The following is a 20,902-nucleotide window of genomic DNA, read 5'->3' on the forward strand; positions in this document are numbered from 1 at the left end:
CCTCTCAACAGGAGCAAGCCATGACCAAACCGGATATGTCCAAGCTGGCCAGCCTTTCGCCGTTTGAACTGAAGGATGAACTGATCAAGCTCGCCAGCAGCGATGCCGACCGCCTGATGCTGAATGCCGGCCGCGGCAACCCCAACTTCCTTGCCACCATCCCGCGCCATGGTTTCTGGCAGCTTGGCCTGTTCGCCATGCGCGAGTCCGAGCGTTCCTTCTCCTACATGCCGGAAGGCGTGGGCGGCTTCCCGCGCCGGGAAGGCATCGAAGAGCGCTTTGACCTGTTCGCGCGCGAATTCGCGCACGTGCCGGGCGTAGCGTTCCTGGCCGGCGCCGTCTCCTATGTGCGCGACCAGCTCGGCCTGAACGCTGGCGCCTTCCTGTATGAAATGTGCGAAGGCATCCTCGCCTGCAACTACCCGGTGCCGGACCGCATGCTGAAGCTGTCCGAAATCATCGTCGGCCAGTACATCCGCAAGGAAATGATCGGCAAGCACCCGTTCATCGGCGAGTTCGACCTGTACGCCGTCGAAGGCGGCACGGCCGCGATGACGTACCTGTTCAACTCGATCCGCGAAAACCACCTGCTCAAGGCCGGCGACACGATCGCGCTGGGCATGCCGATCTTCACGCCCTACATCGAGATCCCCGAGCTGAACGACTACAAGCTGGTCGAGCTGTCGGTCGATGCCGACCCCGACCAGCGCTGGCAGTACTCGAACAAGGAACTCGACAAGCTGCGCGACCCGAAGGTCAAGGCTTTCTTCCTCGTCAACCCGAGCAACCCGCCCTCGGTGCGCATGAGCGATGAAAGCCTGGAGTACCTGGCGTCGATCGTCGAAGAGCGCCCGGACCTGATCATCCTGACCGACGATGTGTACGGCACCTTCGCCGACAACTTCGTCTCGCTGTTCGCCATGTGCCCGAAGAACACCATCCTGGTGTACTCGTTCTCCAAGTACTTCGGCGCCACGGGCTGGCGGCTGGGCGTGATTGCCACGCACCGCGACAACGTCTTCGACGAAAAGATCGCCCAGCTGCCGGAGGCCGCGCGCAAGGAACTGCACGAGCGCTATCACTCCATCACCACGGAGCCGGACAAGCTCAAGTTCATCGACCGCATTGTGGCTGACAGCCGCACGGTGGCGCTGAACCACACGGCCGGCCTGTCCACGCCGCAGCAGGTGCAGATGGTGCTGTTCTCGCTGTTCTCGCTGATGGACACGCCGGACAACTACAAGGCCGCGATGAAGCGCCTGATCCGCAGCCGCAAGGCCGCGCTGTACCGCGAGATCGGGATTGCGCCGGAGGCCGACGACCCGAACGTCGTCGACTACTACACGCTGCTCGATATCGAGGTGCTGGGCGGCAAGGCGATCGGCCCCGACTTCGTGAAATGGGTGATGGCCTCGGTGGAGCCCAACGAGCTGCTGTTCCACCTGGCCGAGGATGCCGGCGTGGTGCTGCTGCCCGGCCGCGGCTTCGGCACGCGCCACCCGTCGGGCCGCGTCTCGCTGGCCAACCTGAACGAATCGGACTACGCGAAGATCGGCCGTTCGATCCGCAAGCTGTTCGAGGAGTATGTGGAAAAGTACAACGCCGCCACCGGCAGCAAGGCCAACAAGAACGTGGTGAAGAAGTAGTCGTCGCACTGGCCGGCATCGCGAGGTGCCGGCCACGGTTGCCCGCGTGTGGCCACATGTGGCCGCGTGTGGCCGCGGACAGCCGGCTCTGGTATGGTCGGGGACGATTCCGCCGCCATACCCGAATACCCGAGCCCTGGCATGCCGCTTCCGCCGTTCCTGTCTTCGCTGCCCGACCCCGCCCTGTGGTGGGGGCCGCTGTTCACGCTGAGCGAATGGGCAATCCGCCTGACCATGCTGGTCTATGTACCGCAGCGGCGCGCGCCGGCGGCCGCGCGCACGTGGCTGCTGCTGGTGTTCTTCCTGCCCTGGCTCGGCCTGCTGCTCTATGCGCTGTTCGGGCGCATCTACTATCCGAAGTCGCGCAGCCTGAAGCTGGCTCGCATCAACCGGGGGATCGAACAGCTACGCACGCGCATCAGCCATGAACTTCCCCAGGGCCCGCTGCCCGATGCGCTGTGCCAGGCGGGCGCCGGCCTGATCGAGCGCGTCGGCTCGTTCGCACCGATGCGCGGCAACACGGTCACGCTGATGGACCGCTACGACGAGGTCGTGGCCGCGATGGTGGCCGACATCGACGCTGCGGCGCAGTCGGTGCACATCCTCATGTACATCTATGCCGCCGACGCTACCGGCCGCACGATCACCGACGCGGTGCTGCGCGCCGCGCGCCGTGGCGTGCGCTGCAGCGTGCTGCTCGATGCGCTGGGCGCGCGCGGCGGCCTGAAGGCCTATACGGACGAATTGCGGCATGCCGGCGTGCAGGTGGTGCCGGCGCTGCCGGTGCAATCGCTGTCCGCGGTGCTCAAGGGCAAGAGCGCGCGCTTCGACCTGCGCAACCACCGCAAGATCGTGGTGCTCGATGGCCGCGTCGGCTATATCGGCTCGCAGAATATCGTCGATGCAGAATCGATGCCGGGCCTGCCCAACGAAGAACTGGTGGCGCGCGTCACCGGTCCGGCGGTGTCTCAGTTGCAGGCCGTCTTCCTGGCGGACCGCTACCTGGAAACCAGCGACAGGGATCTTGGCGCGGCGGATTTCCCGCCGCTGGCGCCGGACGGCCCGAGCATCGCGCAGATGCTGCCGAGCGGACCCGGCTACGGTACGCAGAACGCGCAGATGGTGCTGGTCTCGATGATCCACAACGCCATGCGCCGCGTGGTCATCACCACGCCCTACTTCGTGCCGGATGAATCGTTCCTGCAGGCGCTGCACGTGGCCTGCTACCGCGGCGTGGAGGTCCACCTGGTGCTGTCGCAGCGCATCGACCAGCGCTTCACGCAGTCGGCGCAGGAAGCCTATTTCGGCGTCCTGCTGGAGTTCGGCGTGCAGATCCATCTATACCGCGCCGCCTTCCTGCATGCCAAGCATGTGACCATCGATGACACGGTGGCCATGGTGGGTTCGACCAATATGGACATCCGCTCGTTCGCGCTCAATGCCGAGGCGGCGCTGGTGATCTACGACCGCGAGGTCGTGAAGAAGATGGTGCGGATCCAGCAGCGCTACCTGGCGGACAGCGATACCGTGGTACGGGAAAAATGGGCCGCGCGTCCGTTGCGGACGCGGACGTGGCAGAACCTGTGCAGGTTGGCGGATTCGTTGCTGTAGCGGCAAGGGGCCGGCCTTTCCCGCCAGCCCCAGCCCTGCAAGTCGCGCCGCTCAGCGCCCTTCCACAAACCCCAGCACCGCCACCAGCATCTGCTTCAGCGACGGCTGCAGCGCCGAGGCCTTCGCTTCGTCATACGCGAACGGATACGACTCGCTCATATACGCCGACTGCGCGAGTTCAAGCTGCACGGCATGCACGCCGTCGCGCGGCTGCCCGTAGTTGCGCGTGATATAGCCGCCCTTGAAGCGACCGTTCAGCACGGCGGTATGGCCCGGCACGTCTTGCGCAATCTCCAGTAGTTCGTCGGCCAGCACCTGGTCGCAGCTGTCGCCATTGGCCGTGCCGAGGTTGAAGTCCGGCAGCTTGCCCTCAAAGAAGCGCGGCAGCGCCGAGCGGATCGAATGCGCGTCCCACAGCGCCACGGTGCCGTGCTGCTGGCGCAGGCGCGCCAGTTCTTCGGCCAGCGCGGCATGGTAGGGCCGCCATACGGCATCACGGCGCGCGCCGATCTCGGCTTCGTCAGGGCCCGCGCCGTTGGCGTACAGCGGCGTCTTGTCGAAGGTGTCGACCGGGCACAGGCCAGTGGTGTCCTGGCCGGGATACAGGTTGGCGTTGTCGGGCGGACGGTTCAGGTCCACCACATAGCGCGAATGCGTGGCCGCCAGCACGGAGGCGCCAAGTTCGCGCGCGAAGTCGTACAGGCGTTCCAGGTGCCAGTCGGTATCGGGCACGGTACGCGCTTCGGCGGTCAGCCGCTGCGACACGGTGGCCGGCAGGTGGGTGCCGACGTGCGGCATCGATACCAGCAGCGGGCGGGTGCCGCGATGCAGGGTAAAGGCGGGGATATCGGTAGAAAAGGACATGGTCTGTGTGATGCTGGGCAGCACGCCGCGCCAGGGCGGCGGCTGCCGGTTTCAGTCGCCCAGCAGGCTCGCGCGCGCGGCCACGAACAGCCGGCCGGCTTCCGCCTGCAGCGGATGCGCGCCATGCTGCACGCGGCAACGGCCGGCCGTGCGGACTTCCGCTAGTGTCTCATGACCGTGGTTGGCAAAGACGTGCGTGGCCAGCGCCTGCGCGCCATCGAGCCCCGCCAGTGCCGGATGCGCGCTATCGAGCACGACGAAATCGGCCTGCTGGCCCGGTGCCAGCCCCGCCACCGCACGGCCAGAGGCGCGCGCGCCGCCGGCCACGGCTTCGAGGTACAAGTGGTCCGCGACCTGCATGTGCGACTCGGACGCCAGCACATTGCGCTGCTGCAGCGCCAGCCGCTGGCCGTACTCGAACATGCGCAGTTCCTCCGCCACGCTGACGCTCGCATGGCTGTCCGAGCCGATGCCCCATGCGCCGTGCTGGGCCAGGTAGGGCGCAGCCTCGAACACACCGTCGCCGAGGTTGGCCTCGGTGGTCGGGCAGATGCCGGCCACCGCGCCGCTGTGCGCGAGGCGCCGGCGCTCGTCCCAATCCATATGGGTCGCATGCACCAGGCACCAGCGGGCATCGACCTCGGCGTGGTCGAGCAGCCACTCGACCGGGCGGATGCCGGTCCAGGCGATACAGTCGTCCACCTCGCGCTGCTGCTCGGCGATGTGGATATGCACCGGAGCGGTCGGATCCATCGCATGCAGGCCGGCCAGCGCGTGCGCCAGGCTCTGCTGCGGCACCGCGCGCAGCGAATGCGGGGCCAGCCCGAGGCGGGCGCCGTGCTCCCTGCAGGCCGGTGCCAGCCGCTCGAGCAGCTTCAGCATGGCGTCGGTGTCGTGCAGGAAGCGGCGCTGTTCCGCCATCGGCGGCTTGTCGCCGAAGCCGGCGGTCTGGTACAGCACGGGCAGCAGCGTCATGCCGATGCCGGCACGTGCGGCCGCGCGCAGCAGGCGCAGCGACATCTCGGCCGCGTCGGCATAGGGCTTGCCGTCGATGTCATGGTGCACGTAGTGGAACTCGCACACGCTGGTATAGCCCGAGCGCAGCATCTCGATGTAGAGCTGCGTGGCGATGGCCTCCAGCGTGCCGGGCGACAGGCGCAGCGCAAAGCGGTACATCTGCGTGCGCCAGCTCCAGAACGAGTCGGCCCCGGCGGGGTCTGCGCCCTGCGCCACGCTGCGGTACTCGGTCAGGCCGGCAAAGCCGCGCTGGAATGCGTGCGAATGCAGGTTCGGCATGCCGGGCAAGACCGGGCCGGCCGCGCGCGGCACGTCGGCCGCGGCTGACGCGCCCGCCTGCACCGAGGTCAGGCGGCCATCGGCGTCCCATGCCAGCAGCACGTCGCGAGCCCAGCCGGTGGGCAGCAATGCGTGAGGCGCAAGAATGCGTGCTTCGTTCATGCTCTCATGCCCTCCCGCCATGCTGCGACGGCGCCGGATGGATGCGTCCCTGCCGCACCACCGCGGCAGCCGGATTGCGGCCGAACCAGTAGGCCAGTTCCGCCGGGGAATCGACGCGCCAGAGCACAAAGTCCGCCGGGCGGCCCGTTGCGAGCAAGCCATGCCGGTCGGCTGCGCCGAGTGCGCGCGCCGCGTGCCCGGTCACGCCGGCGAGCGCCTCGGGCACTGTCAGGCGGAATAGCGTGCAGGCCATATTCATCATCAGCAGTAGCGATGTGACCGGTGACGTACCGGGATTGTGATCGGTGGATATCGCCATCGGCACGCCATGGCGGCGCAGCAGCGCGATCGGCGGCAGCTTCGTGTCACGCAGGAAATAGTAGGCGCCCGGCAGCAGCACCGCCACCGTGCCCGCGGCAGCCATGGCGACCACGCCGGCTTCGTCCAGGTGCTCCAGGTGGTCCGCCGACAGGGCGCGATGGCGCGCGGCCAGCGCGGCGCCGCCAAGGTTGCTCAGCTGCTCCGCGTGCAGCTTGACCCGCAGGCCATGACGGGCGGCGGCGTCAAACACCCGCTCGGTCTGCGCCAGCGAGAAGCCGACCGATTCGCAGAAGGCGTCGACGGCATCGACCAGTCCTTCTTCGGCGAGAGCCGGCAGCATGGTGTTGCACACCAGCTCGATGTAATCGTCGGCGCGTCCCGCATACTCCGGCGGCAGCGCGTGCGCGCCGAGGAACGTCGTGTGCACCGACACGCCGAAGGCTTCGCCGAGCCGGCGCGCCACGCGTAGTTGCCGGCGCTCGGCCTCCAGTTCCAGGCCGTAGCCGGACTTGATCTCGATGGCCGTCACGCCTTCGGCCAGCAGCGGCGCGAGGCGGGCGGCGGCCTGCGCGAATAGCGTGTCTTCATCCGCTGCACGCGTAGCGCGCACCGACGATACGATGCCGCCGCCCGCGCGCGCGATCTCTTCATAGCTGGCGCCGGCCAGGCGCAGCGCGAATTCATCGGCACGCTGGCCGCCGTAGACCAGGTGCGTATGGCAATCGACCAGGCCCGGCGTGATCCACGCCCCGCCCGCGTCATGGCGTGGCAGGCCGCGATAGTCGGCGGGCAGTTCCGCTTCGGGGCCGAGCCAGGCGATGCGGCCCTGCTCCACCACCAGCGCCCCGTCGCGCACGGCGCGCTCCGGGTCGGCATCGGGCAGCAGGTGACAGCGGTGCCAGACCCCGTCGGCGGATCGGGCTTCGGACAGTCCCGGAGCAAATGGCGCGGTCATTGGTCAGTCTCCGTTTGCAGCGTGATGCACAGGCACAGCGAATCATCGTCGAGCGGCGCCAGCGCATGGAATGCCGCGGTGACGCCGGCGGGGTACCAGACGCCCTCGTTGGCGCTCAGGGGCTCCATCAGGCTCGCGCCGGGATCGCGCCAGGCGCCCCTGAGCACGAACAGCGCCACGGCGTCCTCGCCCGAGCTGAACGAGAAGCCGTGCCGCATGGCGTGAACCTGCGCGCGGCACACGCCGCGGCGCGACATCACGTTGAAGTCGCGCGTCGTGCCGGCAATGAGGGTGGCGTCCACCGCCACGTCGCCGGAAAACGCGAACGGTGCGCCGACGGTATCGAGGCGATGGTTGAAGCTGCCGTCGGCGGCTCGAAGTTGCACACCTGCGCCGTCGAGCAGCACGATCTGCCGGTCGATGCCCGCGAACGCCGAGAACGGCCCGTCCGCGGAGATGTCGGCGACGCTGATGCGCCACGCAAAGTCATCGAGTCCCGCATCGGGTGGCCACACGGCGACCTCGCGCGTGGTGCCGCCGCCGTTCTTCCACGGCGTGGGCGAAAGGGTGTCGAGTGCGAAGCGGGTCATGCGCGGTCCACCATCGGCAGGTTGAGGCCCTTCTCGCGTGCACAGTCGATGGCGAGGTCATAACCGGCATCGGCATGGCGCATCACGCCAGTGGCCGGGTCGTTCCACAGCACGCGCTCGATGCGCTTCGCCGCGGCGTCGGTGCCGTCGCAAACGATCACTACGCCGGAATGCTGCGAGAAGCCCATGCCGACGCCGCCGCCATGGTGCAGGCTGACCCACGTTGCGCCGCCCGCGGTGTTCAGCAGCGCGTTAAGCAACGGCCAGTCGGACACGGCGTCGGAGCCGTCGCGCATCGCTTCGGTCTCGCGGTTGGGCGAGGCAACGGAGCCGCAGTCGAGGTGGTCGCGGCCGATCACGATGGGGGCTTTCAGCTCGCCCGACTTCACCATCTCGTTGAACGCCAGGCCCGCGCGGTGGCGCTCGTCCAGCCCCACCCAGCAGATGCGCGCGGGCAGGCCCTGGAAGGCGATGCGGTCATGCGCCATGTCGAGCCAGCGGTGCAGGGCCTTGTCCTCGGGGAACAGCTCCTTCATCTTGGCATCGGTCTTGTAGATATCCTCGGGATCGCCAGACAGCGCAACCCAGCGGAACGGTCCCTTGCCGCGGCAGAACAGCGGACGGATATACGCGGGCACGAAGCCCGGGAAGTCGAAGGCATTCTTCACACCCTCGTCGAACGCGACCTGGCGGATGTTGTTGCCGTAGTCCACGGTGGGTACGCCCATCTGCTGGAAGGCGAGCATCGCCTGCACATGCTTCACGATCGACGGGCGCGCGGCCGACTCCACCGACTTCGGATCCTGCTGGCGCGCCTGCTCCCATTGCACGACGGTCCAGCCCTGCGGCAGGTAGCCGTTGACGAGGTCATGCGCCGAGGTCTGGTCGGTGACGATGTCCGGACGCATGCCGCCCGCCTGCGCGCGCTTGACGAGTTCGGGCACGATGTCGGCGGCATTGCCGAGCAGGCCTACCGAGATCGCTTCCTTCTTCTGCGTGGCCTCGGCGATCATCGCCAGCGCTTCGTCGAGCGTGGTGGCCTTCTTGTCGAGATAGCGCGTGCGCAGGCGGAAATCGATGCGAGATTCCTGGCACTCGATCGCCAGCACGCACGCACCGGCCAGCACGCCGGCCAGCGGCTGCGCGCCGCCCATGCCGCCCAGGCCCGCGGTCAGGATCCACTTGCCGCAGAGGTCGCCGTGGTAGTGCTGGCGGCCCGCTTCGACAAAGGTCTCGTAGGTGCCCTGCACGATGCCCTGCGTGCCGATGTAGATCCACGAGCCCGCGGTCATCTGGCCATACATCATCAGGCCCGCGCGATCGAGTTCGTTGAACTTGTCCCAGGTGGCCCAGTGCGGCACCAGGTTGGAGTTGGCGATCAGCACGCGCGGCGCGTCCGGGTGCGTGCGGAACACGCCCACCGGCTTGCCCGACTGCACCAGCAGCGACTCGTCCTCGCCCAGGCGGCGCAGGCTGTCGAGGATGGCGTCGAAGCATTCCCAGTTGCGCGCGGCCTTGCCGATGCCGCCGTAGACCACGAGGTCCTGCGGGCGCTCGGCCACGTCCGGGTCCAGGTTGTTCTGGATCATGCGGTAGGCCGCTTCGATCAGCCAGTTCTTGCAATGCAGCTGCGTGCCGCGCGGCGCGCGGATCTCGCGCCGGCCGCGCTGGAGGAATTGGGATTCGCTGGCGTTCATGTGTGTTCTCTCCTTGCTGCGATACCTGATGATGGAGGTCCGGTCCTTGCGAGACTCAGGGACTCAGGCGCTCATGGCGTTGGTCGGCAGGATGTCGCGGACGGCAGCCGGCCAGCCCGCGCCGGCATCGCCCTGCACCACCCACTGCTTCATCGCTTCGATATCCGGTGCCAGGTAGCGGTCCGCTTCCACGAACGCCACGCGCGCGCGGATGCGGGCCAGTTCGCTTTCGATCAGCGGCGACGACTTCAGCGGCCGGTGGAACTCGATGCCTTGCGCGGCCGCCATCGCTTCGATGCCGACCACCACCGCGGTATTGGCGGCCATGTCGCCCAGCCGGCGTGCGCCGTACGTGGCCATCGACACATGATCCTCCTGGTTGGCCGAAGTCGGCAGGCTGTCCACGCTGGACGGATGCGCGAGCGACTTGTTCTCCGACGCCAGCGCCGCCGCCGTCACCTGCGCGATCATGAAGCCCGAGTTCAGGCCGCCATCGTGCACCAGGAACGGCGGCAGGCCCGACAGCCCGGTGTCCAGCAACAGCGCCAGCCGGCGCTCGGAAATCGCGCCGATCTCGGCGATCGCCAGCGCGATGATGTCGGCGGCGAAAGCCACCGGCTCGGCGTGGAAGTTGCCGCCGGACACCACGTCGCCCTGCTCCGGGAATACCAGCGGGTTGTCCGATGCGGCATTGGCTTCGATCTGCAGGACGCGCGCGGCGTGCTGCAGATTGTCGAGGCAGGCGCCCATCACCTGCGGCTGGCAGCGGATCGAATACGGGTCCTGCACGCGGCCACACGTCTTGTGCGAATCGACGATCTCGCTGCCGTCGAGCATGGCGCGCACGGCAGCGGCCACCGCGATCTGGCCGGCCTGGCCGCGCGCGTCATGGATGCGGGCGTCGAACGGCTTGACCGAACCCTTGATCGCTTCCAGCGACAGCGCGCCGGCCACCAAGCCGGCCGCGAAGGTGTCTTCGGCGGCGAACAGGCCCGCCAGCGCCAGCGCGGTCGATACCTGCGTGCCGTTGAGCAGCGCCAGGCCTTCCTTGGGGCCCAGTTCGAACGCGCACAGGCCGGCACGCGCCAGCCCTTCGGCGGCCGGCACGCGGCGGCCATCGACCAGCACGTCGCCGACGCCGATCAGCGTGCACGACATATGGGCCAGCGGCGCCAGGTCGCCCGAGGCGCCGACGGAACCCTTGGCCGGGATGCACGGCGTCACGCCGTGGTTGGCCAGCGCCAGCAGCGCTTCGATGATTTCCGGCCGCACGCCCGAATGGCCGCGCGCGAGGCTCACCGCCTTGATGGCGAGGATCAGGCGCACCGTGTCCTCGGCGAGGTCCGGGCCCGTGCCGACGCTGTGCGACAGCACCAGGTTGCGTTGCAGCGTGGCCAGCTTGTCATTGGGGATGCGCGTCTGCGCAAGCTTGCCGAAGCCGGTGTTGATGCCGTAGACCACGGCGTCGGCGTCGATGATGTCCTGCACGGTGGCCTGTGCGGCACGCACGCCGGCCCAGGCCGAGTCGGCCATTTCCACGCGCACTTCGCCGCGATAGATGCGGCGCAGGTCGGCCAGGGTGACCTGGCCCGGATTCAGGGTCAACGGGGGGCGGGAGGCTGGTACGGTTTGGCTGGCGGTCATGAGTCGATCCTGTCTTGTATGTTCCTGTCTATACAGCTTAGAACAAAATTAGGGTGAGTTGGCTGACTTCCGGTGGAAATCAGGCGGAAATCAGCCGAAGGCGGGATTGCCGTCGGCGCGGAAGCGGCTGCCGAGGCGGTAGCGGTTGCCCGGGTGCAGGCAACGCACGAAGGTCACCGGCACACCGTTGGTCCAGGTGCGGCGGGTCAGCATCAGGCAAGGTTGCGTCGGCGGCATTTCCAGTTGCGCGGCCTGGTCGGGCGTTGCGGAAATGGCGTCGACCACATGCTCGACCTGGTCATAGGGCACATTGCGCAGCAGGTACTCGCCGGGCTTGATGCCGCTGAAATCCTGGCTGATGAAATCCGGCGCCACACGCGGGTTGACGTAACGGTCTTCCAGCTGCACCGGCACCCCGTCCTCGCGGTGCACGCAGACGGAATGGAACACCGACTCGCCGGTGCGCAGCTCCAGCGCCGCGGCCACTTCGATCGAGGCCGCCACGCGTTCCACCAGGATCACGTCGCAGGCATAGTCATGCCCGCGCATGCGGATCTCGTCCTGCAGGTTGACCACGCTGAGCAGCGTGGACTGCGGCTTGTGCTCGGCCACGAAGGTGCCCACGCCGGCCACGCGCACCACCCTGCCCTGCTCGGACAGCTCGCGCAGCGCGCGGTTGACGGTCATGCGCGACACGCCGAAGCGGGTCACCAGCTCCTGCTCCGACGGCACCCGGTCGCCCGGCTGCCACGCGCCGCTCTGGATCTGGCGCGCGATGTACTCCTTCACCTGCTGGTAGAGCGCGGTGGGAGAGTTCGTGGCGGAAGTGGCTGGCCCCTGGCCTGCGGCGTGGTTCATGGCTTTCAGTGCTCGGCCGCGGCCATGGCCTCGGCGCGGATCTCCTCGGTCAGCCGCGCCTTGAGCGCGGAAAACTCCGGCGACGTCTTGATCGTGTAATGGCGCGGATGCGGAAAATCCACCGCGATCTCGCTCTTGATCCGACCCGGCCTGGCGGAGAACACCGCCACCCGGTTGGCCATGAAGATGGCCTCGTCGATATCGTGGGTCACGAATAATACCGTCTTGCGCGAAGCTTCCCAGATGCCGAGCAGCAATTCCTGCATCAGCACGCGGGTCTGGTTGTCGAGCGCGCCGAACGGCTCGTCGAGCAGCAGGATCTTGGGATCGTTGGCCAGCGCGCGCGCAATCGCGGTGCGCTGCTGCATGCCGCCAGAGAGCTGCTTCGGGTAGTGATGCTCGAAACCGCGCAAACCCACGCGCTGGATGAAGAAATCGCTGCGCTCGCGCTGCTCGGCCTCGCTCATGCCGCGCTCGCGCAGGCCGAAGCGCACGTTCTGCTCGATCGTCAACCACGGGAACAGCGTGTAGGACTGGAACACCATGCCGCGGTCCGCGCCCGGGCCGCTGACCGGCTGGCCGTCGAGCAGCACGGTGCCACTGGAGGGCGTGTCGAGGCCGGCCACGATGCGCAGCAGCGTGGACTTGCCGCAGCCCGACGGGCCCAGGATGGTGACGAAGTCGTTGTCGCGCACCTCGAAATCGACCGGCAGCAGCGCCTGGGTCTGGCCGCCGCGCGGGTTGGTGAAGGTGCGCGAGACCTGCTGGATGGACAGTGCGCTCATCAGATCGAACTCCACGGGAACAGGCGCTGGTTGGCCTGCTTGAAGACGAGGTCCGACACCAGCCCGATGCAGCCGATGACGATGATGCCGAAGATGATCTGGCCGGTATTCAGCAGCGCCTGGCTGTCGGTGATCATGTGGCCGATGCCCGAGGACGAGCCGATCAGTTCCGCGACGATCACGTAGGTCCAGGCCCAGCCCAACACCAGGCGCAGGATCTCGGCAATCTCCGGCGCCGCGCCCGGGATCAGCACGCGCTTGACGATGCCGCGGCTGTTGGCGCCGAGCGTATAGGCGGCTTCCACCAGGTCCTTGCGCGCACCGCCCACGGCGACGGCCACCATCAGCACGATCTGGAAGAACGAGCCGATGAAGATCACCAGCAGCTTCTGCGTCTCGCCGATGCCGGCCCACAGGATCAGCAGCGGAATGAAGGCCGAGGCCGGCAGATAGCGGCAGAACGAGACGAACGGTTCGAAGAACGCTTCGGCCGCCTTGTACGCGCCCATCAGGATGCCCAGCGGCACCGCGAGCACCGCCGCCAGCACGAAGCCGCCGAGCACGCGCCACACGGTCATGCCGATATCGCCGATGAAGTTGTACTGCGCGAACAGGGTCATGCCCTCACGCGCCATGGTCAGCGGATCGGCCAGGAAAGTGCGCGGCACGAAGCCACCCAGCGTTACCACGGCCCATACCGCGAAGAACAGCACGAAGAAGGACAGGCCCAGCACCCAGCGCGCCTGCGGCGACACCGGCACCAGCGGCGACAGCCACGGATGCCGGCGGCGCGCCGGCGCCGTCCTGGCGGCCATGGCGACCGGCGCCGGGGAACTCACTTGAACTTGCGCCATGACATCGGCCCCTTGCTTACTTGAGGAAGCGTGCGTCGTACAGCGCGGTGACGTCCGGCACCTGGCGGATCACGCCGATGTCGAGCAGCACGCCGGCGGCTTCCTTGCTGAAGCTGGCCAGCTCGCCCGAGAAGAACTTGCGGTTGGCCTCGCGGTCCTGCCAGCGCAGGTAGGCCGACGACCTGGCGAACTGCTCGCCGGTCTGCTTGACCGCCGCGCCCATGATTTCGTTGGACTTCTCGGGCTCCTTGCGGATCATCTCGAGCGCCTCGAAGTAGCTGTCGACCAGCGCCTGCGCGGCCCTGGGATTGTCCTTGAGCCACTTGGGCGCGCAGCCGAGCGTATCGGTCACCATCGGGTAGTCAAGCGTGGTGGCCAGGATCTTGCCCTTGTCCGGGTTCTGGCGAACCGTGGAAAGATACGGCTCGTAGGTCATGGCGCCGTCATTCTGGCCGGCTACGAAGGCCTGCGCGGCCGCCTGCGGCGACAGCGTGGTGGTCTTCACGTCCTTGAGCGTCATGCCGTTCTTCTTCAGCATCCAGGCCAGGCCGAAGTACGGCGCGGTACCGGGTGCATCGACGCCGATGGTCTTGCCCTTCAGGTCGGCAAAGCCCTTGACGTCGGCCCGCACGGCGAGGCCGTCGGCACCGTAGGACTTGTCGAGCTGCACGATCTGCGTGATCGGCACGCCGTTGGCGTTCCATGCGACGTGCGTTTCCACGGTGGTGGCTGCGCACTGGATGGCGCCAGAGGCCAGCGCAAGATGGCGGTCCTTCTGCGGAATCATCTTGATGTCGACGTCGACGCCGTGCTTCCTGAAGATTCCCGCCTTGTCGGCCAGCGTCAGCGGCGCGAAGCCGGTCCACCCGCTCATGCCGAGCGTGACCTGCGTGCTCTGGGCGTGAGCCGCCCCGGCCACGGCAACGGCTGCCATCAGCGACGCACGGGCCACGCGCATGGCGGCCTGACCTGCAATCCGGCTCTGAATCCTCATCGGTTAGCTCCTTTGGTTTGTCCGTCCAGCGGCGGCGCCATGCTTGTGGCACTGCTCGGTTTCGGGAGATTTTACAAGCCTGTATATACAAGTCAACGTAGTACTTGCCCGAAGCATTGGCCGGTTCCGGGCGGCCAATCTGGCACTTTCGCGGGGAATTTGCGCGTGAAGTGCACGATGAAGCAGCGTCCAGCCGTCAAAGTGGATGCACCGCATCAGGGCAAGGAGCCGTTTGCTGTATAGACAGGAACCGACGCGCCGGCAGGAACGCAAGCACCGTGCCGGAAACAGCACGGCGCTTGTGTCTTACGTTCAGGCGTCGAAGAAGGAGGAGACAGTGGGATAGCGCAGCCGCAGGCGCAACTCGCGCTTCAGGCGCTGGTTGTCGAGGCGGCGCGATTCGCTCATGAAGCTCAGCAGCGTGGGATCGATCACTTCACGCGCCTGCTGGCGCGTGATGCGCGGCGGCCGCGGCAGGCCACGGCGATCGGCCACCAGATCGAAGTAATCGGCCATGCGCAGCTCGGTGTCGTCGCTCGCATGCACCACGCGCTGGGGTCGTCCGCGGAACAGTGCCGCCACCATGGTGCGCGCGAGGTCGTCGGCGTGGATGTGGCTGGTGTAGACGTCGTCCTGCGGCGCCAGCGCCGGGGTGCCGCGCTTCAGGCGCGCCAGCGGCAGGCGGTCCTCGGCATAGATGCCCGGAATGCGCACGATGCTGGCGCGCCAGTTGCCGGCGCGGCCGAACTCGCGCACGGTGCGCTCGGCCGCCACGCGGCGACGCGCACGCGCCGTCTGCGGGCGCACGCGGGCGAATTCGGCCACGCGCGCGCCGGCGCGGTCGCCATAGACGCCCGATGTGCTGGCATAGACGAAGGCCGGACGGGCCCTGCGCCGCTCGGGTAGAATGACGGGCTTGCCGGCGTGCGCCCGGGCGCGGCGCCATGCGGTGCGGCGCAGGGTGGCGAGCAAGGCGCGTGTGCGCGGATCGCCCTCTCCCGCTCCGGGCGGCGGCGCCAGGTCCAGCACGCGGCCGGCCAGGCCGCGCAGGCGTGCAAGCGTGGCGGGCCGGTCCAGGTCCGCGACCAGCGGCACGGCGCCGGCGGCACGCAGTTCGGCCCGGCGCGCCGGCTGCGACGTCACGGCGAAGACACGCATGCGCGCCGACAGGATTCGCAGGCAGCGCGTCCCCACATCCCCGCACCCCATGATCAGCAGGCGCGGGCGGCCCAGGCGAACGGCAGGGCCCGGGCGGCGCGATGGCTGCAGCTTCGGAAGAATTTCGCTCATAGATCGATTATGGCTTATCAAGTAACCGTCATGCCCAGCGGCCACAAGTTCGAAGTGGCTGCCGATGAAACCATCCTGGGCGCTGCCCTGCGCCACAGCATCGGCCTGCCCTACGGCTGCAAGAACGGTGCATGCGGCTCGTGCAAGGGCCGCGTGCTGGAAGGCACGATCGTACAGGGCGACCACGCCCCGGCCGCGCTGACCGACCAGGAAAAGACCGAGGGCCGGGCGCTGTTCTGCTGCGCCAACGCCGGCTCGGACATCACCATCGAAAGCCGCGAGGTCCACGGCGCGGGCGACATCCCCATCAAGAAGGTGCCGTGCCGCGTCACCTCGCTGGAACGCCTGGCCGACGACGTGATCGCCATCAAGCTGCAACTGCCCGCCACCGAGCGCATGCAGTACCTGGCCGGCCAGTATGTGGAATTCCTGCTGCGCGACGGCAAGCGCCGCAGCTATTCGATCGCCACGCCGCCGCATGAGGACGGCCCGCTCGAACTGCATATCCGCCACATGCCCGGCGGCGCGTTCACCGACTACGTGTTCGGCGCCAAGGAAGGCGCGCCGGCCATGAAGGAACGCGACATCCTGCGCTTCGAAGGCCCGCTGGGCAGCTTCTTCCTGCGCGAGGACGCGGAGGCGCCGATCGTCCTGCTGGCCTCCGGCACGGGCTTCGCGCCGATCAAGGCCATCGTCGAGCACGCCGCCTACACTGGCATCACGCGCCCGATGACGCTGTACTGGGGCGGCCGCCGGCCGAAGGACCTGTACATGCACGCGCTGTGCGAACAGTGGGCGCGCGACCTGCCCAACTTCAGGTACGTGCCGGTCATCTCCGATGCGCTGCCGGAAGACAACTGGAGCGGGCGCACCGGCTTCGTCCACCAGGCCGTGATCGCGGACCACCCGGACCTGTCCGGCCACGAGGTCTACGCTTGCGGCGCCCCGGTGATGATCAACGCGGCCCGCACCGACTTCACGAAGCAGTGCAAGCTGCATGAGGACGCGTTCTTCGCCGACTCGTTCACGTCCGAGGCCGACATGCACCCGGCCGGCTCCGCACCGGCGGCCTGAGCCGGGTCGCCCAGGCCGTTCCGTCAGCGCAACAATGCCCCCGACTGCCAAAATTCGTTTTGACACCCGGGGCCATGCGCCTTATATTTGCCCGCATGAACACCGCCATGATCCGACGCAGCTTCCGAAGCTTCCGTACGTTGCTCCCCACCGGGGTGCCGCGCGGCTGACCGTCGACAGCGTCTGTTCAGGTCAAAAAGCCACGGGCAACCCCCGTGGCTTTTTGCTTTGGGCTTCGCCCTTCCGGGTTTCGCCCTGCTTGCCCGGTTCGTCATTTCGCCATCCCGTCTAACGATTCACGCCGACCCCTGGAGTCCGCCATGGCATTTGCTGAGTATCCCGTTCAATCCCTGATGTACATCACCAACCGCCCCGAGCTCGTCTTTACCGAGGGCAAGGGCTCCTGGCTGACGGACCACAACGGCAAGCGATACCTGGACTTCGTGCAAGGCTGGGCAGTGAACTGCCTCGGCCACTCCAACCAGGGCATGGTCGACGCCGTGGTCGCGCAGGCTGGCAAGCTGATCAACCCGAGCCCGGCGTTCTACAACGAGCCGATGATCAAGCTGGCCAGGCAGCTCACCGACAACAGCTGCTTCGACAAGGTCTTCTTCGCCAACAGCGGCGCCGAAGCCAACGAAGGCGCGATCAAGCTGGCGCGCAAATGGGGCCGCAAGCACAAGAACGGCGCCTTCGAGATCATCACCATGGACCACAGCTTCCATGGCCGCACGCTCGCCACCATGAGCGCGTCGGGCAAGGCCGGCTGGGACACCATCTTCGCGCCGCAGGTGTCGGGTTTCCCGAAGGCGGATCTGAACGACCTGGCCTCGGTGGAGAAGCTCATCACCGACAAGACGGTCGGCATCATGCTGGAGCCGGTGCAGGGCGAAGGCGGCGTGATCCCCGCCACGCGCGAGTTCATGCAGGGCCTGCGCGCGCTGGCCGACAAGCACAAGCTGCTGCTCATCGTCGACGAAGTGCAGACGGGTTGCGGCCGCTGCGGCACCCTCTTCGCCTATCAGTTGTCGGGCGTGGAGCCGGACATCATGACGCTGGGCAAGGGTATCGGCGGCGGCGTGCCGCTGTCGGCGCTGCTGTGCAAGGCCGAAGTCGCCAGCTTCGAAGCCGGCGACCAGGGCGGCACCTATAACGGCAACCCGCTGATGACGGCCGTCGGCAGCTCGGTGATCGAACAGCTGACCGCTCCCGGCTTCCTGGACGAGGTCAACGCCAAGGGCGAGTACCTGAAGGAACAGCTGCTGGCGCTGTGCAGTGAATTCGGCCTCGAGGGGGAACGTGGGGAAGGCCTGCTGCGCGCGCTGCAGCTCGGCAAGGACATCGGCCCGCAACTGGTCGAGGAAGCCCGCGACATGGGACCGGAGGGCATGCTGCTGAACGCGCCGCGTGCCAACCTGCTGCGCTTCATGCCGGCACTGAACGTGACGCGTGAAGAGATCGACCAGATGATCGGCATGCTGCGCACGCTGTTGAAGAAGCTGGCCTGATATTGCGCTTCAAAACAAAAAGCCCCGCTTTCGCGGGGCTTTTTTGTTGCTCGGGAGCGCTTTACTCGCCCAGGTACGCAGCCCGCACCTTCGGGTCGTCCAGCATCTGCTTGGCCTCGCCGCTCATCGTGATCAGGCCCGACTCCATCACGTAGCCACGGTGCGCGGCCTGCAGCGCCAGGCGCGCGTTCTGCTCCACCAGCAGCACGGTCACGCCCTGTGACGAGATGTCGCGCACGACCTCGAAGATCTTCTCGACCATGATCGGCGACAGGCCCATCGACGGCTCGTCCAGCAGCAGCACCTTGGGCTGGCTCATCAGCGCACGCGCCATGGCCAGCATCTGCTGCTCGCCGCCGGACATGGTGCCCGCGAGCTGATTGGCCCGCTCCTTCAGGCGCGGGAAGATGCCGAACATGCGCTCGACGTCGGCCTGGATGCCGGCGTCGTCATTGCGCGTGTAGGCACCCATCTGCAGGTTTTCGGTGATGGTCATGCGCGCGAACACGCCGCGGCCTTCCGGCACCATCGCCAGGCCCTGCTTGAGCAGCGCGTAGCTGGGCACGCCCTTGATGGACTTGCCCATGTATTCCACGTCGCCGCCGGCCCAGCCCTGCAGGCCGGTGATGGCCTTCATGGTAGTGGTCTTGCCGGCGCCGTTGGCGCCGATCAGCGTCACCAGCTCGCCATCCTTGATGTCGAGGTCGATGCCCTTGACGGCCTGGATGCCGCCGTAGGCCACCTTCAGGCCCGAGATCTTCAGTACTGTCTGTGTCATTGCTTGTCCTCCGGCCATCAGTGCGCCGATGCGCCGAGGTAGGCCTCGATCACCGCGGGGTTGCTCTGCACGTCCTGTGGCAGGCCCTGGGCAATCACCTTGCCGTAGTCCAGCACCGTCATGCGGTTGCACAGGCCCATCACCAGCTTCACGTCGTGCTCGATCAGCAGGATGGTCTTGCCGTCATTGCGGATCTTGTCGAGCAGGCCGCGCAGCTCGACCTTCTCGGTCGCGTTCATGCCTGCCGCCGGTTCATCGAGCGCAAGCAGCTTGGGCTCGGTGGCGAGCGCACGGGCGATCTCGAGCCGGCGCTGGTGCCCGTACGAGAGATTGCGCGACGTGAAGTTGGCGTATTTACCGATACCGACATAGTCGAGCAGGTCGTGCGCCATGTCCTCGATGTTCTCTTCTTCCCGGCGCACCGACGGCGGGCGGAACACCGCGCCGAAGAGGCCGGCCTTGGTGCGCACGTGGCGGCCCACCATCACGTTTTCCAGCGCGGTCATATCGCCAAACAGGCGAATGTTCTGGAACGTGCGGGCGATACCGGTCTTGGCCACTTCATGCACCGCGGTCGGCTGGTACGGCTTGCCGCCCAGCACGAACTCGCCGGAATCCGGCGTGTACAGACCTGTGATCACGTTGAAGAACGTCGTCTTGCCGGCGCCGTTCGGGCCGATCAGGCCGTAGATCTCGCCCGGCTTGATCTGCAGGCCCACATCGGACAGCGCCTGCAGGCCGCCGAAACGCTTGTTGACCCCCTGTACGGACAGGAGGAAATTGTCATTGCTCATGTTGTCCTCCTGGTCAGAAACGGCCCACGCTGCCCGCGCGGCGTGCCACGGGGCGGTCTTCCTTGCGCGGCGACGGCCAGATGCCCGCAGGGCGATACAGCATGACGCCGACCAGGGCCAGGCCGAACAGCAGCTGGCGCAGGACTTCCGCATCGACGACGACCTTGCCGAGAATCAAGTGTTGCACCGGCTCGGCCACGACGCGCAGCAGTTCCTGGAAACCGACCAGCAGGATGCCGCCCAGAATCACGCCCGGGATGTGGCCCATACCGCCCAGCACGACGATCGCCAGGATGTAGATCGACTCCCACAGCACGAACGATTCCGGCGAGACGAAGCCCTGGAATGCACCGAACACCGCGCCCGAAGCGCCACCGAACGACGCACCCATGGCAAAGGCCAGCAGCTTGATGTTGCGGGTGTTGATGCCCATGGCCTTGGCGGCGATCTCGTCCTCGCGGATGGCCACGAACGCGCGGCCGATGCGCGAGTTCTGCAGCCGCAGGCAGATGAACACGATCACGATGACCAGGAACACCAGCAGGTAGTAGTACATGAACACCGGCGTGAACTTGAGGCCGAAGATCTCATGGGACTTCGAGAAGTCGAAGCCGAAGATATGGACCGGGTCCACCGCCGTGATCCCCTTCGGCCCGTTGGTGATGTTCAACGGGCGGTCGAGGTTGTTCATGAAGATGCGGATGATCTCGCCAAAGCCCAGGGTCACGATGGCGAGATAGTCGCCACGCAGCTTGAGCGTCGGCGCTCCCAGCAGCACGCCGAAGGTGGCCGCCACCATGACCGCGATCGGCAACACGAACCACATCGAAAGATGCAGGCCGTGGGGAAACAACTGATGGATCCACTCGAACTGGTTGGACAGGTGGGGCGAGCCCAGCAAGGCCATCAGGTAGGCGCCGACGGCGTAGAACGCGATATAGCCGAGATCGAGCAGGCCGGCAAAGCCCACCACGATGTTCAGGCCCAGCGCCAGCATGATGTAGATCAGCGCAAAGTCGAGCACGCGCACCCAGTAGTTGCCGCCCAGCGTCTGCACGATGAACGGCGCGCACAGTGCTACCACCAGGAAGCCCATGAGCGCGGCCAGGGTCTTGGCCGGAACACGGGAAGGCGCAGCAACGGCCGCCGTGGATGGAATCGGAGTATTCATGGATTCGCTC

General features: G+C 67.1%; 18 protein-coding genes. 4 read left to right on the forward strand and 14 right to left on the reverse strand.

Translation table 11 applies throughout. From position 1 onward, the window contains the following. Positions 1 to 20 precede the first annotated feature (20 nt). Positions 21 to 1,646: a bifunctional aspartate transaminase/aspartate 4-decarboxylase gene (locus KHO22_RS03070; protein WP_211945632.1), complete on the forward strand. Its 1,626-nt coding sequence runs from the start codon at positions 21 to 23 to the stop codon at positions 1,644 to 1,646. 141 nt (positions 1,647 to 1,787) lie between these two features. Continuing rightward, positions 1,788 to 3,257: a cardiolipin synthase gene (cls, locus tag KHO22_RS03075; RefSeq protein ID WP_211945633.1), complete on the forward strand. Its 1,470-nt coding sequence runs from the start codon at positions 1,788 to 1,790 to the stop codon at positions 3,255 to 3,257. A gap of 51 nt (positions 3,258 to 3,308) precedes the next feature. On the opposite strand, the gene hutG is transcribed toward cls, so the two are convergent. The 11 genes from hutG to KHO22_RS03130 form a co-directional block, all read right to left on the reverse strand. Further along, positions 3,309 to 4,121, reverse strand: coding sequence for an N-formylglutamate deformylase (gene hutG, locus KHO22_RS03080; RefSeq protein ID WP_211945634.1), 813 nt, complete (start codon positions 4,119 to 4,121; stop codon positions 3,309 to 3,311). 51 nt (positions 4,122 to 4,172) lie between these two features. After that, complete coding sequence (locus KHO22_RS03085; protein ID WP_211945635.1) at positions 4,173 to 5,579, reverse strand: formimidoylglutamate deiminase; 1,407 nt, start codon at positions 5,577 to 5,579, stop codon at positions 4,173 to 4,175. 4 nt (positions 5,580 to 5,583) lie between these two features. Next, entirely contained in the window at positions 5,584 to 6,855 is a 1,272-nt protein-coding gene (hutI, locus tag KHO22_RS03090) for an imidazolonepropionase (RefSeq protein ID WP_211945636.1), read from the reverse strand. After that, the gene (locus KHO22_RS03095) at positions 6,852 to 7,445 is read right to left on the reverse strand and encodes a HutD/Ves family protein (protein ID WP_211945637.1); all 594 of its coding nucleotides are present in this window, start codon (positions 7,443 to 7,445) and stop codon (positions 6,852 to 6,854) included. The genes hutI and KHO22_RS03095 overlap by 4 nt, the downstream gene beginning before the upstream one ends. Beyond that, complete coding sequence (hutU, locus tag KHO22_RS03100) at positions 7,442 to 9,142, reverse strand: urocanate hydratase (protein ID WP_211945638.1); 1,701 nt, start codon at positions 9,140 to 9,142, stop codon at positions 7,442 to 7,444. The genes KHO22_RS03095 and hutU overlap by 4 nt, the downstream gene beginning before the upstream one ends. Positions 9,143 to 9,205: 63 nt before the next feature. Then, positions 9,206 to 10,786, reverse strand: a complete 1,581-nt coding sequence (gene hutH / locus KHO22_RS03105) for a histidine ammonia-lyase (protein ID WP_211945639.1) — start codon at positions 10,784 to 10,786, stop codon at positions 9,206 to 9,208. A gap of 90 nt (positions 10,787 to 10,876) precedes the next feature. Continuing rightward, entirely contained in the window at positions 10,877 to 11,644 is a 768-nt protein-coding gene (hutC, locus tag KHO22_RS03110; protein ID WP_211945640.1) for a histidine utilization repressor, read from the reverse strand. Positions 11,645 to 11,649: 5 nt separating this feature from the next. After that, positions 11,650 to 12,429 (reverse strand): ABC transporter ATP-binding protein, encoded by a 780-nt coding sequence (locus KHO22_RS03115; protein ID WP_211945641.1) that lies wholly within the window; start codon positions 12,427 to 12,429, stop codon positions 11,650 to 11,652. Beyond that, positions 12,429 to 13,283, reverse strand: a complete 855-nt coding sequence (locus tag KHO22_RS03120; protein ID WP_211945642.1) for an ABC transporter permease — start codon at positions 13,281 to 13,283, stop codon at positions 12,429 to 12,431. The genes KHO22_RS03115 and KHO22_RS03120 overlap by 1 nt, the downstream gene beginning before the upstream one ends. 16 nt (positions 13,284 to 13,299) lie before the next feature. After that, the gene (locus KHO22_RS03125; RefSeq protein ID WP_211945643.1) at positions 13,300 to 14,277 is read right to left on the reverse strand and encodes an ABC transporter substrate-binding protein; all 978 of its coding nucleotides are present in this window, start codon (positions 14,275 to 14,277) and stop codon (positions 13,300 to 13,302) included. A gap of 312 nt (positions 14,278 to 14,589) precedes the next feature. Then, positions 14,590 to 15,567 carry an NAD-dependent epimerase/dehydratase family protein gene (locus tag KHO22_RS03130; protein WP_211945644.1) on the reverse strand — a complete coding sequence of 326 codons (978 nt, stop codon included), beginning with the start codon at positions 15,565 to 15,567 and terminating at the stop codon, positions 14,590 to 14,592. Positions 15,568 to 15,576: 9 nt separating this feature from the next. Here KHO22_RS03130 and KHO22_RS03135 point away from each other — a divergent pair, with 9 nt between their 5' ends. Both KHO22_RS03135 and KHO22_RS03140 read left to right on the forward strand, forming a co-directional pair. Further along, positions 15,577 to 16,641, forward strand: a complete 1,065-nt coding sequence (locus tag KHO22_RS03135; protein ID WP_211945645.1) for a CDP-6-deoxy-delta-3,4-glucoseen reductase — start codon at positions 15,577 to 15,579, stop codon at positions 16,639 to 16,641. Positions 16,642 to 16,961: 320 nt separating this feature from the next. Beyond that, the gene (locus KHO22_RS03140) at positions 16,962 to 18,149 is read left to right on the forward strand and encodes an acetylornithine transaminase (RefSeq protein WP_211945646.1); all 1,188 of its coding nucleotides are present in this window, start codon (positions 16,962 to 16,964) and stop codon (positions 18,147 to 18,149) included. 61 nt (positions 18,150 to 18,210) lie between these two features. Here KHO22_RS03140 and KHO22_RS03145 read toward each other — a convergent pair whose 3' ends face one another. From KHO22_RS03145 to KHO22_RS03155, 3 genes are read right to left on the reverse strand one after another with little or no spacing between them, the layout of a single operon-like run. Beyond that, a complete protein-coding gene (locus tag KHO22_RS03145) occupies positions 18,211 to 18,927 on the reverse strand; it encodes an ABC transporter ATP-binding protein (RefSeq protein ID WP_211945647.1) in 717 nt (238 codons plus the stop codon). Positions 18,928 to 18,944: 17 nt separating this feature from the next. Next, entirely contained in the window at positions 18,945 to 19,721 is a 777-nt protein-coding gene (locus tag KHO22_RS03150; protein WP_211945648.1) for an ABC transporter ATP-binding protein, read from the reverse strand. Between the two features lie 13 nt (positions 19,722 to 19,734). Next, positions 19,735 to 20,892 carry an ABC transporter permease subunit gene (locus KHO22_RS03155; protein ID WP_211945649.1) on the reverse strand — a complete coding sequence of 386 codons (1,158 nt, stop codon included), beginning with the start codon at positions 20,890 to 20,892 and terminating at the stop codon, positions 19,735 to 19,737. Between the last annotated feature and the right edge of the window lie 10 nt (positions 20,893 to 20,902).

Origin of the sequence: Cupriavidus yeoncheonensis (assembly GCF_905397275.1) — a bacterium.
Classification (GTDB): domain Bacteria; phylum Pseudomonadota; class Gammaproteobacteria; order Burkholderiales; family Burkholderiaceae; genus Cupriavidus; species Cupriavidus yeoncheonensis.